This window comes from Nocardioides sp., assembly GCA_037045645.1.
GTDB lineage: Bacteria > Actinomycetota > Actinomycetes > Propionibacteriales > Nocardioidaceae > Nocardioides.
The window spans coordinates 271,846-285,414 of the sequence record JBAOIH010000004.1 but is presented as its reverse complement, the minus strand read 5'-3'; the positions used below and the strand labels follow the sequence as shown (position 1 = coordinate 285,414).

17 protein-coding genes are annotated in these 13,569 nt (G+C 67.5%); 4 read left to right on the top strand and 13 right to left on the bottom strand.

From position 1 onward, the window contains the following. Window positions 1-9: 9 nt before the first annotated feature. Window positions 10-2,034: a VWA domain-containing protein gene (locus V9G04_14660; GenBank protein MEI2714493.1), complete on the bottom strand. Its 2,025-nt coding sequence runs from the start codon at window positions 2,032-2,034 to the stop codon at window positions 10-12. Beyond that, window positions 2,027-3,412 (bottom strand): magnesium chelatase, encoded by a 1,386-nt coding sequence (locus tag V9G04_14655; GenBank protein ID MEI2714492.1) that lies wholly within the window; start codon window positions 3,410-3,412, stop codon window positions 2,027-2,029. Before V9G04_14655 ends, V9G04_14660 begins: the two co-directional genes overlap by 8 nt. 70 nt (window positions 3,413-3,482) lie before the next feature. Between V9G04_14655 and V9G04_14650 the strand changes: the two genes are divergently transcribed. Both V9G04_14650 and V9G04_14645 read left to right on the top strand, forming a co-directional pair. Continuing rightward, window positions 3,483-3,731: a hypothetical protein gene (locus tag V9G04_14650; protein MEI2714491.1), complete on the top strand. Its 249-nt coding sequence runs from the start codon at window positions 3,483-3,485 to the stop codon at window positions 3,729-3,731. 31 nt (window positions 3,732-3,762) lie between these two features. Beyond that, a complete protein-coding gene (locus tag V9G04_14645; protein MEI2714490.1) occupies window positions 3,763-4,692 on the top strand; it encodes an SPFH domain-containing protein in 930 nt (309 codons plus the stop codon). Between the two features lie 18 nt (window positions 4,693-4,710). Here the strand turns inward: V9G04_14645 and V9G04_14640 are convergent, their stop codons facing one another. From V9G04_14640 to V9G04_14605, 8 genes are read right to left on the bottom strand one after another with little or no spacing between them, the layout of a single operon-like run. Continuing rightward, window positions 4,711-5,919 (bottom strand): lipid-transfer protein, encoded by a 1,209-nt coding sequence (locus tag V9G04_14640; GenBank protein ID MEI2714489.1) that lies wholly within the window; start codon window positions 5,917-5,919, stop codon window positions 4,711-4,713. Next, window positions 5,916-6,359: an OB-fold domain-containing protein gene (locus tag V9G04_14635; GenBank protein MEI2714488.1), complete on the bottom strand. Its 444-nt coding sequence runs from the start codon at window positions 6,357-6,359 to the stop codon at window positions 5,916-5,918. The genes V9G04_14640 and V9G04_14635 overlap by 4 nt, the downstream gene beginning before the upstream one ends. 56 nt (window positions 6,360-6,415) lie before the next feature. Next, on the bottom strand, window positions 6,416-7,144 hold the full coding sequence (locus tag V9G04_14630; protein MEI2714487.1) for a VOC family protein: 729 nt from the start codon (window positions 7,142-7,144) through the stop codon (window positions 6,416-6,418). An 8-nt stretch (window positions 7,145-7,152) separates the two neighbouring features. Further along, window positions 7,153-7,683, bottom strand: coding sequence for a DinB family protein (locus tag V9G04_14625; GenBank protein MEI2714486.1), 531 nt, complete (start codon window positions 7,681-7,683; stop codon window positions 7,153-7,155). Window positions 7,684-7,724: 41 nt separating this feature from the next. After that, window positions 7,725-8,084 carry a hypothetical protein gene (locus V9G04_14620; GenBank protein MEI2714485.1) on the bottom strand — a complete coding sequence of 120 codons (360 nt, stop codon included), beginning with the start codon at window positions 8,082-8,084 and terminating at the stop codon, window positions 7,725-7,727. A 53-nt stretch (window positions 8,085-8,137) separates the two neighbouring features. Beyond that, a complete protein-coding gene (locus tag V9G04_14615; protein ID MEI2714484.1) occupies window positions 8,138-8,608 on the bottom strand; it encodes a hemerythrin domain-containing protein in 471 nt (156 codons plus the stop codon). Further along, window positions 8,605-8,835: a hexameric tyrosine-coordinated heme protein gene (locus V9G04_14610; protein MEI2714483.1), complete on the bottom strand. Its 231-nt coding sequence runs from the start codon at window positions 8,833-8,835 to the stop codon at window positions 8,605-8,607. Before V9G04_14610 ends, V9G04_14615 begins: the two co-directional genes overlap by 4 nt. A gap of 44 nt (window positions 8,836-8,879) precedes the next feature. Continuing rightward, a complete protein-coding gene (locus V9G04_14605) occupies window positions 8,880-9,116 on the bottom strand; it encodes a hypothetical protein (GenBank protein MEI2714482.1) in 237 nt (78 codons plus the stop codon). A gap of 193 nt (window positions 9,117-9,309) precedes the next feature. On the opposite strand from V9G04_14605, the gene V9G04_14600 reads away from it, so the two are divergent. Together V9G04_14600 and V9G04_14595 are read left to right on the top strand one after the other, a co-directional pair. Further along, entirely contained in the window at window positions 9,310-10,458 is a 1,149-nt protein-coding gene (locus tag V9G04_14600) for an alkaline phosphatase family protein (protein MEI2714481.1), read from the top strand. 74 nt (window positions 10,459-10,532) lie between these two features. Beyond that, the gene (locus tag V9G04_14595) at window positions 10,533-10,916 is read left to right on the top strand and encodes a pyridoxamine 5'-phosphate oxidase family protein (protein ID MEI2714480.1); all 384 of its coding nucleotides are present in this window, start codon (window positions 10,533-10,535) and stop codon (window positions 10,914-10,916) included. Window positions 10,917-10,990: 74 nt separating this feature from the next. On the opposite strand, the gene V9G04_14590 is transcribed toward V9G04_14595, so the two are convergent. The 3 genes from V9G04_14590 to V9G04_14580 are packed head-to-tail and all read right to left on the bottom strand — an operon-like array spanning window position 10,991 to window position 13,556. Further along, window positions 10,991-11,929 carry a hypothetical protein gene (locus V9G04_14590; protein MEI2714479.1) on the bottom strand — a complete coding sequence of 313 codons (939 nt, stop codon included), beginning with the start codon at window positions 11,927-11,929 and terminating at the stop codon, window positions 10,991-10,993. Next, window positions 11,926-12,549 (bottom strand): YigZ family protein, encoded by a 624-nt coding sequence (locus V9G04_14585; protein MEI2714478.1) that lies wholly within the window; start codon window positions 12,547-12,549, stop codon window positions 11,926-11,928. Before V9G04_14585 ends, V9G04_14590 begins: the two co-directional genes overlap by 4 nt. Further along, window positions 12,546-13,556 (bottom strand): YihY/virulence factor BrkB family protein, encoded by a 1,011-nt coding sequence (locus tag V9G04_14580; GenBank protein ID MEI2714477.1) that lies wholly within the window; start codon window positions 13,554-13,556, stop codon window positions 12,546-12,548. Before V9G04_14580 ends, V9G04_14585 begins: the two co-directional genes overlap by 4 nt. Window positions 13,557-13,569: the final 13 nt, after the last annotated feature.

Here is a 13,569-nt window from a genome sequence, read left to right as displayed (position 1 = left end):
GCGTAAAAACTAGCCCACCCAGAAGCCCCGCCCACCCCACATCCCCTGGAAGGTGTCGCGGTAGTTGCCGCCCTGGGAACGTCCGCTGAGGTACGACCCGACGACCGCCGCCCCGAGGTCGTCGAGTTCGGGGCTGACCATCCGCCCGTCGACCCGCTTGGCCATGGATTCGATGAACCGTGCCAACCCCGGGTCGTCTCCTAGCCGGAAGAACGTCGTCTGCGCGCCCAGTCGGCGGGCGTTGTCGAGCTCGCGCACGGCGTACGCGATCGTCAGGGGGTGCGGTGGGTAGGAGAACATCACCTCGCCGTCGGGCTCCAGGTGCGAGGTGGGTTCGCCGTCAGTGACGATCAACAACACCGGCTGGGCGTTGGGGTGCTTGCGGAAGAACCGGTTGGCCAGCAACAGCCCATGATGCAGGTTGGTGCCCTTGTCCCAGAACGGTTCCTGGGCGGTGAGCTCCTCGATGTCGAGGGTGCGCGCCGCCCTGCCGAACGAGATGAGTTGCAAGGCGTCGCCGCGAAAGCGGGAGCGGATCAGGGTGTGCAGGGCCAGCGCCGTACGTTTCATCGGCACCCAGCGACCGTCCATCGCCATCGAGAAACTGGTGTCGACCAAGAGCGCGACAGCCGCCTGGGTACGCGCCTCGGTCTCGATCACCTCGATGTCGTCGACGGTGAGTCGCGCGGTGGTTGAGGAGCCGCGCAGCGGCGTCTCGAAGCCACGCGTACGCCGCACCGCGTTGGCGATGGTGCGCGGCACGTCCCACGGCTCGGTGTCGCCGAACTCCCAACGGCGGCTGGACCCGGTCGGCTCCCCCGCCTGACCGGTACGGCGGGCGTCCCGGTTGCCCTGGCGTCCGCTGAGCCGCTGGGCTACGTCGCGCAGCAACGCCTTGCCGAGTTGCCGCATCGCCTTGGGCGAGAGGCGCAGGTCGCCGTCCGACCCACGCTTGAGATAGCCGCTCTCACGCAGCGCCTGCTCCAGCCGTTGCAGGGTCTTGGCATCGACGGCGGCCTGGTCGCCGAGCTGGCGTTGCAGCGCGTCGAGGTCGACGTCGTCGAGCCGCGCACCGCCGTACGACTGCGACAGTTGCTCGCTGAGCGCGTCGAGTTCGGCCAGGTCCTGCAACGCGCCGGTGCCGTCGCCCAGGCCGAGCCCCTCCTCGCCTTGGAACCGCTCACCGCCATCCCAGTCCTCACCGGGACGCAGCTCGCGCAGGTTCTCGTCCATCCGGGCCAGTTGGGCCATCAACTCAGGGCTGCCGAACGCCTGGGCCGAGAGTTGCATCAACTGCTCGCGCTGCTCGGGCGTCATCGAGTTGAGCATCCGCTGGGCGGCGGCGGACCGCTTGGCGAGCGCGTCCATCAACTCGTCGAGATTCTTGGGGTTCTCCGGGAAGTGCTGGCCGTGCTTGGCCATGAACTCGTCGAAGTCCTGCTGCGTGGCCTCGCCGCTGCGCTGCTTGTCCAGCAGGTCGTTGAGGTCGCTGACCATCTCGGTGATCGCAGCCCGGTCTTCGTCGGTGGCCCCCTGGAGCGCCCGCTTCATCCCCTCGAAGCGCTGGTCGAGCAACTCACGTCCCAGCAGGTCCTTGATCTGCTCGAAGGTCTCGCGCGCTTCGGCGCTCGTCCAGTCGTACGACCCCAGCTCGCTCACCGCGGCGGCGGTGCTGGCGGGGAGGTTGTCGAGCTGCAACTGACGAAAGGCCCGGTCGCCCTCGTCCATCATCGGATCGCGCGCGAGTTGTTTGCGTTCCTCGAGGACAGCCTGGTCGAGCAGTTCGCGCACCTCTCGCAGCGTGCCGTCGAGGTTGTGTCGTTGCAGGATCTCGTTGCGCTTGCGCGCGACCTGGCGGGCCAGGTCGTCGAGTCCGCGCTGGTCTTGACTGCCGCGTCGCAGGTATTCGCGCATCGCCCGCTCGGGGCTGTAGCCGGCCATCACGTCCTCACCGATGGCGTCGAGCGCCTCGGCGAGATCGACGGGTGGCGCGAGCGGGTCGCCCCCGTCGTACTTCTGATAGCGACTAGCCATAGATCGTCTCGGCCCCGTCGGAGTCCTTGCCGATCTTGCGCGCCAGATAGAGGCCCTCCAGCGCAAGTTCGATCGCGGCGGCGCGTTCGCCGTCGTTGGTGGCACCGAGCCGGCCGGTGACCTGGTCGAACAGGTCGGACTCTCCCAACACCGGCAGCCCACCGAGGAAGTCGCGCGCCGCCACCTGGGCGCCGGTCGAGATCACCTGGCCGGATTCGAGAGCGTCGACGAGCAGGTGGAAGTCGATGCCGCCGAGATGGGCGCGTACGGCTTCCGCTGTCGCGGTGCGCAGCAGGTGGGTAAGGATCTCGGCCTCGCGGCCCTCCTCACCGGTCTCGAACTCGATCTTGCCGCCGAGCACGTCGACCGCGGTCTCCAGATCGACCACGCGAGCGACGGCCACGTCCTCACCCTGCCGCGTCGCGCGGTGCAGCGCGGCGGCAGCGATCGTCTCCGCGCCCGCGATCGCGAATCGGGCACTCACGCCGGAGCGCTGGTCGACCGACTGGCTGTCACGCAGGTTGCGGGTGAAGCGGGCCAGGATCTCGATCAGCACGTCCGGGACGTCGGCGACCAGATCCGCCTCCTGTCGGATCACCGCGATCTCGTCCTCGATAGTGGTCGGATAGTGCGTGCGGATCTCGGCGCCGAAGCGGTCTTTGAGTGGCGTGATGATCCGCCCGCGGTTGGTGTAGTCCTCCGGGTTGGCGCTGGCCAGCACCAGCACGTCGAGCGGGAGCCGCAAGACGTACCCCCTGATCTGGATGTCGCGCTCCTCCATCACGTTGAGCATCGCCACCTGGATCCGCTCGGCGAGGTCGGGCAACTCGTTGATCACCACGATGCCGCGGTGTGAGCGCGGGATAAGTCCGAAGTGGATCGTCTCGGGGTCACCGAGGTGTCGGCCCTCCGCGACCTTCATCGGGTCGACGTCGCCGATCAGGTCCGCAACCGAAGTGTCAGGGGTGGCGAGCTTCTCGGCGTACCGCTCGTCGCGGTGGCGCCATTCGACCGGCAGGTCGTCGCCCTGTTCCTGGGCCAGCCGCTGCGAGGCGACGGTGATCGGGTCGTACGGATGCTCGCCCAACTCCGAGCCCGCGATCACCGGCGACCACTCGTCGAGCAGGCTGACCATCGAGCGCAGCAGCCGGGTCTTGCCCTGCCCGCGCTCGCCGAGGAGGACCAGGTCGTGGCCGGCCAAGACCGCGCGCTCGACCTGGGGGATCACGGTCTCCTCGAAGCCGTGCAGGCCGGGCCACGGGTCGACGCCGTCTCTAAGCTTGGCCAGCAGGTTGTCGCGGATCTCCTGTCGCAACGTCTTCTGCTCGTGTCCGCTCGCGCGGAGTTCGGCCAGGGTCGAGATCGAGGGCGCGGTCACGAAACTCACGCTATCGCCGACCGCAACACCCCCACGGTTGATCTCATCGAGAACAGGGCAGGATGTGTCCATGCCGCTCGCGATCGCCTTCGTTGTCGCAATCGTGGCCGTTGCCGCAGGCACCATCGGCTACTTCCTGGGCGTGTCGGCCGGTGACAAGCGCCCGGGTGAGGCTGCCGAGATCGCCGAACGAGACGAGTTCATCGAGCATCTGCGCGAGTTGGCTTGGCAGCATCGAGACATCTCGCCCGAACTCTCCACCATCTTGATCGACGAGGTGTCCGCACGACACCGAAAGCAAATGCCCCCCTCGTCATGAGCAGGTCAGCATGAGTAGAAAGAATCCCTCCGTGAGCAACGTCAACACTGTCAAGGCCCGCGCGGGCGCCCTCGGGAAGGCGCTGGTCACCCTGGGGGCGATCCTGGTCGTCGGTCTCGGGCTGCTGATGTTCATCCGCCCCACGACCGTGTCCACCGGGCCCGACCAGGTGGCCCTGCACTACAGCGACGGTGCCTTCACCCCGCGCCGATTCAAGGAGTGCATCCCGAGCTCGACGCGCGCCTGGGACGGTCCTGGCGACAAGCACTATTCGTACCCGTCGTCTCAGCGCAACTACGTTTTCGGTGAGGGTGGCGATCGCGGCGCGATGACGTTCGTGACCAAGGACGGCATCGAGATGTCGGTCGACGGCGTGGCCGCCTTCATGCTCAACACCGAATGCCGGACCCTGCAGAAGTTCCACGACCTGATCGGCAACCGCTACTCGGCGTACATGGACTCGGCCGAGGGCAACGGATCGAGTGGCTGGCTGTCCATGCTCAGCGTCTATCTTTCACGGCCGCTCGAGACCGCTGTCGACAGGGCCAGCCAGAACTACACCTACACCGAGCTCTACACCGACCCCGCGGTGAAGGCGAAGTGGGAGCAGGACGTGCTCGCGCAGTTGCCCGACCTGGTCGGTCGCCAGATCGACGGCGACGAGGAGTTCTTCACCGACTTCGCGATCACGCTGCAGAAGCCGGTCCCGCCCGAGGCCGTGAAGGACGCGCTGGTCGCCCAGCAGGAAGCGGTCGCTCGCGCCAAGGCCAAGGAGGCCGAGGCGTCAGCTCAGGTGAAGGCCGCGCAGGCACAGGTCGAGGTCGAGAAGGCCGAAGCCGCCAAGATCGCCGAGCGGATCAAGGTGCTGGGGCGCGAGGGCTACCTCAAGCAGTACGCCATCGACCACGGGCTGAACCCGTATCAGCCCACGACCGGTGGGCTGATCACCAACCAGGACTGATCAGAGGACCAGGACTGATCAGCGGGCCAGCAGCACCGACGATCCGTGACCGAAGAGGCCCTGGTTGGCCGTAATGCCGACCCGGGCCCCTTCCACCTGACGGCCCTCGGCCTGACCCCGCAGTTGCCAGGTCAGCTCGCACACCTGCGCCAGCGCCTGCGCGGGCACCGCCTCCCCGAAGCACGCCAAGCCACCACTGGGGTTGACCGGGATCCGGCCCCCGATCGTGGTGTCGCCGTCGCGCAGCAACTGCTCGGCCTCACCCTCGCCACACAGTGAGAGGTCCTCGATCCAGTCGAGTTCGAGAGCGGTCGAGAGGTCGTACACCTCCGCCACATCGACGTCCGCAGGGTCGATGCCCGCTTCCTCGTACGCCGCGTCGCCGATGGACTGCTTGAAGGTGCGAACCGGTGGTTGAGGAGCAGCCGAAGGCTGCGTCTGGAAACCAGCCGGGTCCGTCGCCAGCAGCGGCATGTCGATCACCGTGTTGGGGAAGGTCGGCGTCACGGTCGAGATCGCCGCGATCCGGACCGGGTCGGCACCGATCTTGCGCGCGTACGCCTCCGAGCAGACCACGACCGCAGCCGCACCGTCCGAGGTCGCGCAGATGTCGAGCAGGTGCAGCGGATCGCTGACAACGGCTGATTCGAGGACGTCCTTGACGCTGACCTCCTTGCGATAGCGCGCGTACGGGTTGGCCAGACCGTGCCGCGCGTTCTTGACCTTGACGGCCGCGAAGTCCTCGCTGGTCGCGCCGTAGAGGTCCATCCGGCGGCGCGCGTAGAGCGCGAAGTACGCCGGGTTGGTCATGCCGAGAAGGCGGAAGCGCAGCCAGTCGGGATCGTCCCAGCGCTCACCGGCGTTGGGCGCGAGGAAGCCCTTCGGCGTGGTGTCGGCACCGACGACCAGTGCGACCTCGGACATCCCGGCCAGGATGCGCGCACGCGCGGTGTCGAGTGCCTGCGCACCCGTGGCACACGCGGCGTACGAGGTCGCGACCCGCGCGCCGTTCCAACCCAGCGCCTGGGCGAAGGTGGCGCCCGCGACATACCCGCCGTACCCATTGCGGACGGTCTCCCCGCCGACGATCAGGTCGACGTCGGTCCAGGGGATGCCCGCGTCTTTGAGGGCCGCGCGAGCGGCGACCACGCCGTACTCGGTGAATGGTCGGCCCCACTTGCCCCAGGCGTGCATGCCCACGCCGATGATCGGCACACTCGTGCTCACTGGTCGGCCTCCTGTCCCAACTCGGCAACCGGCAGCCAGCGCCAGATCAGCTCGCCCTCTCGGGCCTGCTCGATCACGAGTTCCATCTCGGCGCCGACCTTGAGGTCATCGACGCCATAGCCCTGCGCGACCTGGCCGAGGACCGTGATGCCCTCGGGCAAGGTGACGGCGGCAAGCGCGAACGGCTCGTACGGGTCCGTCGGCGGCTGGAACGGCGGCGGCGGCTGATAGCGGGCGTCGGTGTAGGACCAGACGGTGCCGTGGCGGGAGAGTTCGACGGTCTCGAAGTCCGTGCTGTCGCAGGAGGGGTTGCGGCAGAACGCGGCCTCACCGACCGGCGGGAAGTACGTCGACGCGCACCCTTCGCAGCGCGAGCCGAGCAGTGCAGGCGTGTCGCCGGTGGTGAACCAACCCTCGATGGCGGGCTTGAGATCAGGCATGGGGTCAGACTAGAACACGTTCTCGTTCTCGGGTTGGGCTGCGAGGTCGAGATACATCACAACTCCTTGGTGGCCGGGTCGCGGTCGGTGATGCAGTAATGCAGCCCCGCCGGGTCGGACATCACGGCCCAGAACTCCTCATCCAGCACCGTCCGGGCGCCGAGTTCTCGATGCCGCGCCACCTCGACCGGGCGGTGATTGGAGCCACAATCGAGGTGGGCTCGGGTGTCGCCCTCTGGTTCATCGAGGCGCTGCAGGAGTACGTCGAGGGGCAACTCTCCGCGCGGTCGCAGCCAGGCGAACTCACGGCGTCGTTCCAAAGGCTCGTCCCTCGCGTCGAGCAGTGCCTTCCAGAACGCCGACTCCTGCTCATAGATGTCGGCCGGGATGTCGAGGCAGACCTGATAGACGCCACCGGTCTGCCCACCCGGCCAGATGCGTACGGGTGGGCGCACGGCGTCACCGTGGTGGGAGACGAGGCAGAACGCCAACCCGCCCGGCGATCGCATCACGAAATAGCCGTGATCAGCCACTTCCATTGCCCCGAGGGCGACGGCCGCGTCAGCAGCCGCGCGTGGGTCGTCCACATGCAGGTCGAGATGGATCCGGCTCGGGCCTTCGCCCAGCCGTTGCGCCCTGAGAGTCGCGTCTCCCGTCGGCGGCAGGAGTGTCACGAACTCGGCGTACTCCCCGCGCGGTTCGCTGAGCGTGGCGCCCGTGACTGCGCACCAGAAGGCGGCTGCGACGTCGTACGACTCGGGCTCCAGGTCCAGGAAGACGGTCAACCAGCGGATCACAGATCGGTCGCCCCGTCGATGGACTCGCGGATGAGGTCGGCGTGACCGGTGTGGCGGGCGTACTCCTCCACCAGGTGCACCAGGATCCAGCGCAGTGTCGGCGTCTCGCGCCCGGCCCCGCGCTCGCGCTTGGCCTGCTGGTCGAGGCCGCCGGTCGCCAAGGCGGCGTCGAGGATCTTGTCGGAGTTGGCGATCGCGGTGACCAGCAGCGAGTCGAGTTCGGCGTACGACAGCCGCTCGGCAAGGTGCCAGTCCCAGTCGTTGTCGCTCTCCCAATCCACCTCGGCCCAGGGCTGCGACGGCGGCTGACCGGCCAGGACGTGGGTGAACCAGTAGTCCTCGACGAACGCCAAGTGGCTGAGCATCCCACCCAAGGTGAGCGGGCTCGGCCCGAGGGGTTGTCGCAACTGCTCGTCGCTAAGCCCGTCGGCCTGGCGCCGGATCGTGGCACGGAAGGCGTCCAGGAACGACCGCAACATCGTGACCTCGTCGGCGGCCAGCGGCGGGTCTATGCGCTGGATCGTCATGTCGAAGATGGTCTCACCGGGACGTTCGGTCTAGCCACGCATTAAGAGCCGCCGGTCCAGATCTCCACCGGCACCAGGGAATCGGTCGTGCTGTTGTTGCCCAACAGGCCATTGCCGTTGCTGCCCCAGCACATCGCGGTCCCGGCGCTGGTGACACCGCACGAACTCACCCAGCCGAGCGCCACCTGTTGCCAACTGCTGGGCATCTTCGCGGGGACCAAGGAATCGTGAGTCGTGCCGTCACCGAATCTGCCTGCGTTGCCGCCCCAGCACCATCTGCCGCCGTCTTGAGCGATGCCGCACGAATAGCCCTGGTCGGCTTGGATGTCCCACCAGGTGCCAGGCACCTGGAAGACCGCGTGTTCGCCCTGCTGTTGGGAAACGGTGGTGCCGTTGCCCAATTGGCCACTCTGCGCGCTGCCCCAACACCACGGTCGCGGTCGGGCGTGAGCGCTCAGGTTGTCGCCATCTGGCACACCCAGCCGTCCGGCATCGTCTCGGACTCGAGGGCATAGCGCACGTCGTCCGAAGCCTCTTGCGAGAGCAACTCATCGCCGGTCGGATACACGATCTGTTCTTCCTTGGCGTTGTGCGCTTCCAGGATCGCCGCGAACTCGGCCCAGGTCTGGCGTGCCTCGGCGGGCGCCCCCGCCGCCACCTGCTGCTCCAAGACCCTCAACAGGTCCCACAACTGCCCATGCTCTCTGAGCATCACCAGGATCGGCCCCATCAGCCCGCCGGCTCGCAAGGGTGGGAAGTGCATCGTCTCCTCCACCCAGATGTGATGGCGCAGGCCGGCGGCACCAGCTTTCAGCGCAGCCGCGTCCGGCTCTTCGGCCTCGAGCGACGCGGCGAAGGTGGCGAAATGCGCGTCGATCACATGGTGGTCGTCTTCGAGCACCTGACCGACCGTCTGCTCGCTCATCCGCGCCAGTACCCGTTCGCGGCGGCGATGGTCTGGAAATTGATCGCCACCACCTGTGAGGCGGCAGTCAACGCCTCGGCCGAACCGGCGTACTCCGGTCGCAACTGATGCAGCACCTCGGTGTCAGGCTGGGTGTACTTCACGCCGCGTCGACTCAGCGTGATCGCCAGTTCGAAGCCGGCCTGCGGCGTGTCGGTGATCAGGGTGGTCAGCCACTCGTCGGTCATCTCGGCTCCTCGGGCTCAGGGATTGTTTCCACTTTAGACCGTGTCTATTGCGGAGTGTGAGGGCCCCGTCCCCCTCCGCTCGGTCGCCCGGATTTCGTACGCCGAAAGGCCCGGTCACCGGTAGCGTTCGCGCCATGTCCCACCACGAACCCCACCCGGCGCGCGAGCAGATGATCCAGGCGCTGTGCGACCCGGCGTACGCACCCATCGTCGACCTGGTCGTCTGGGTCGAGGACGGGTTCGCGTACGGCGCCAATCACGTCGGCCGGGTGCGCTTCCACGACGACGCACCCTGCGAGGTGATCGCGGGCGAGAATCCGATCGGCTCGGAGGATCCCCTCGGGTTCTTGCCCTACCAGCTCGAACTCGACAACCCCTCCCCGGTGGTCTCGACCGAGAACGCCTATCCCCTCGCGTCGGTGCGACTCAAGAAGCTTCTTCGCCGATCCGGAACGGTCCCCCGACTTCGCGATCGTGCACACCCCGCGGCACTACTTCCCCGAGGAGCACGGGCACGTAGGCGAGCACGGCTCGCTCGACCTGATCCAGTCGCGCGCGCCGTTCATCCTTTCCGGTGTCGGGGTGAAACAGAGCGGGTTTGTCGACGCGTACGCCCGCCTCGTCGATGTCGGCCCGACGCTCGCATCGCTCGCGGGTGTGCCCGATGGCGACTTGGTCGACAAGGATGGAGCGGCGCTCGATGGCCGGGTTGTGACCGAGCACCTGACGGGTGAGAAGCCGCGCTACGTCATCGGGATGCTGTGGGACGGCGCGCATTGTGGCGAGTTGCTGGCGATGGCCGAGCGCGGTGAGGCGCCCGGGGTCGCGCGCCTGATCGCCAACGGGCTGGCCCTGCGCGGCGGCGGGATCTCGGAGTTCCCGAGCATCACGCTGACCAACCACACCGCGATCCTGACCGGCGTGGGGCCGGGTCGCCACGGCGTGATGGGCAACGTCTACTTCGACCGGATCAGCGGCGAGCGCGTGGTTCCCAACGACCAGTCGACCTGGCACCGCAGCGGCGAGTGGCTGCACGACGGTGCTCGGACGATCTTCGAGATGGTCGCCGACACGCTGCCCGAGGGCGGACTGCGTACGGCCAGCGTCGACGAGGCGATCGACCGCGGCTCGGACTACTCCACGATGGCGTTGATCCGCGGCTCAGGCGAGTCGGGAGCCGACGCTTTGGATGACGCGCTGCCTGACCCGCACACCTCGCCCTACCTCCGCAACCCTGCCTTCTTGGAGGACGACTATTTCCGTTGGGGTGTACGCGTCGACGATCTCGGGCTGCAGCAGATGCTCGATCTCTTCGCCACGCCGGAGTCCGCGCCGAAGCTGACCTGGTGGGCCAACGTGGTCACCGACTGCGGCCACCACGGCGCCGGTCCTCGTTCGGAGATGGCGCTGGACGCGTTCCGGCAGAGCGATGCTCGCCTGGTGAGTTTTCTCGAACACCTCGACGCACTCGGCATCACCGACCAGGTCACGTTCCTGCTCACCGCCGACCACGGCTTCGAGGGCTCACGCGAAGACGTACGCGGTTCGTGGAAGCCCGCCCTCGACTCTGTCGGGGTTCCATATCGCGACGAAGGCCCCGGTCTGGTCTATCTCGTCGGTTGAGTTGGGCCCGCCTGGGCGTTGAGTTGGGCCCGCCTGGGCGTTGAGTTGGGCTTGCCTGGGCGTACGGTCGAACTATGAGCATCCCGGTGAAGATCGAGTCGTTGGAAGCTGTGCTGCAGGACTTCGGTGTCGGCTATCTGCTTACCGTCGGCGACGGGCGTACGAAGGTGGTCACCGTCGACGCGAACCTGGACGGTGGCGTCGTACGACTGCCAGCCAGCCGCGGTTCCGCCGCCAATCTCGCCTCCAATCCGAGCGCGACGCTGCTGTTTCCACCTCCGGCACCACGCGGGTATGCCTTGCTGATCGATGGGACTGCGGAGGCAGACGGTGACGGCATCGACTTCACGCCCGAGAGCGCGGTGTTGCACCGCCCGGCGTCACATGCCGACGGGCCGGCAGCCCCGGTGAGTGCCGGTGACCAGACCGACTGCGATAACGACTGTCGGCCAGTTTGAGGCGCAACTCAAGGCCCAGGGAGGCGCAACTCAAGGCCCAGGGACACGGGACTCAACGCCTGGCGAGGGGGAACTCAACTTGACGTGAGGAGGCGTTCGCGCTGGACCTCAGCGTCCGCCAGGGCGCGCTGCGCGGCAGCCTTGCGGCGAGCGAGTTCGTCTCCGGTGGTGGAGAGGCCGGCTTGCAACTGCTGCACGCGCGCGGCTGCCTCCTTGATCCGCTCACGCACCGCATAGTCGCTGAAGATGTTGTCGAACCAGACGTCGAAGGTCCGGTTCATCTGGGTGATCTCGATCTGACCCACTGACCCGATCCCCACGTCGGCCAACTCGGACGCGAGCGCAGTCAGTGCTTGATCGGCCCGACGCATCAGGTCGCCCGCCTTGTCGAGGCGGTCGTACTTCATCATGTCGGAGAACACACCGCCGCTGAAGAAGGTGTCGTACGTCGCCCAACTCTGCGCTGATCCGAGATGTTCGGCGGCAGCATTGAGTGCGGAGTACGCCGAGCGGCAAGCCACGTCGGCCTCCTGGATCTGTGCCAGTTCGGCTCGGGTGAGCCCCACCTGCTCGGCCAATGCGGTCAACTCAGCGGCGGCCGGAGATGCGGAGGCGGAGAGTTCACGTTCTCGTTCTTGCAGGATCTCTGCTCGTTGCGCGGAGAAGTCACCCAGTGTCGCGATCCGTCGGTCCAGATCTTCCACTTCGCGGCGCGCGGCTTCGAGTCTGGCCTCGGCCTCCTGCGCCTGATAGGCAGCGGCTGCCGCCTCGGCCTCCTCCCGGTTGAGGTCCAGGTCGCGATTGCCCTTCAACGCCGACAGGATCCGCGTCATCGACAACGACCGCAGCCGTTCGACGTCGAACGACTCCTTCGCGTGCGCGGCGATCGCCGCATCGAGTCGGCGCTCGGCCTCGGCGCGATTCTGCTCAGCCACGTTCAACTGCCGCCGCAGCCCGGATGCCTCCGACTCACGTTGTGCCAACTCGGCCAGCCGCTCCAGCGCCGCGCTCATAGTGAGGAGCCTAGCCAGCGCTGCCCCGTCGACACCGGGGTCACCGTGCCCGCGGTGAGTTCGGCCACCAGGCCCGCCAACTGGTCCACCTCCGGCACCCCGACCAGCAACGTCACCGCCGAGTCGTACGCCACGTCCAGCACGCGCACCCCGCGACCTCGCAGGTCACTCTCCAATCGGCCGGCGTCGGCGTGCGAGACGCGCAGCGCGACCTCGAAGACCAACTCGAAACGCTTCAACGTCGACACGTCCAGCGCCGCGCGCACCGCGTCGCCGTACGCCCGCACCAAACCACCCGCACCCAGCAAGGTGCCCCCGAACCACCGGGTCACCACCGCCACCGTGTCGGTGAGACCGGCACCACGCAGCACCTCCAGCATGGGCGCCCCCGCGGTCCCCGACGGCTCGCCGTCATCCGACGAGCGCGCGATCGACGAGGTGGGCCCGAGGACGAAGGCCGAGCAGTGATGCCGCGCGTCCCAGTGCTCGCGACGCGCGCCGTCGATCACCGCGCGAGCCGCCTCTTCCGACGACACCGGAGCGACGACCGCGAGGAATCGAGAGCGCTTGACCTCGATCTCGGCACTCGCGGGCGCCGCGAGGGACACGTACGACTTCACGAGTCGCCGCCGGATCGCTCCCTCTCGGCGGCCTCCACGAACTTCTCGAAGCGCACGGACACCTCCTGGAACCCCTTATGCCGCTGCATCTGGGCATAGCCCTGGTAGGCGCGCATGTCGGCCTCGGTGAGCTCGACGCGATCGGTGAAGGGCGTGAGCAGCGCGCGCGGCCACAACTGTTTGGTGAGCACGACGTTGATCTCCATCGCGAGCACCGCCATCACCGCACCGAGCCACAAGAAGCCCACGAGCCCGAGGACCAGGCCGAACGTACGGTTCATCGAAGCGGCACCGACGAGCACGTGCTCGACATAGAGCGCCCCGACGTACTGCAACAACTGCCACATGATCGCGAGCGCGAACCCGCCGGGCATCGTCTGGAGGAACGGCGGGCGGCCGGCTGCCGCGAATCGGAACAACAGGGTGAGCATCGTGCCCACGATCAACGTGATCGCGATCGGCAGGAAGAACTTCAGCCCACCGCCCAGCCAACGCGTCAGCCAGTCGGTGCGCGCCACCACAGTGGAGAACACCGACACCACGAGCAGCGACGTCCCGGCGGTCAACAGCAAGACCAGCGTCTTGAGCCGCGACTGCACCGGATTGGGGCGACTGTTGCGCGGCACCGACCAGACCAGCCAGGCCGTGTTCTGCAGGCTCTGCCCCAGCCCCATCGACCCGTAGAGGGCGGCCAGCGAACCGAACACGATGCCGCCGACCGAACCCTGCAGGCCCTGCGGTCGTCCGATCTCGTCGCCGATGATCGGGAACTGCGACAGCGCGGAGTCGAGGATCACCTCCTGCCACTCGGGGCGACCGGCAAGGACGAAGCCCAGGATCGACGTGCCGAGCAGCATCAGCGGGAAGATCGCGATGAACGCGTAGTAGGTCATCGTGGCGGCCAGGTAGTTGCCCTGGTCGTCGAAGTATTTGTAGATGACGGCGAGCGGAAAGCCGACGCTCGTGTGCTCCCGCTGGAAGCGGTCCACGGGTCCGACGCTCGGCATGGGCGTGAGGCTA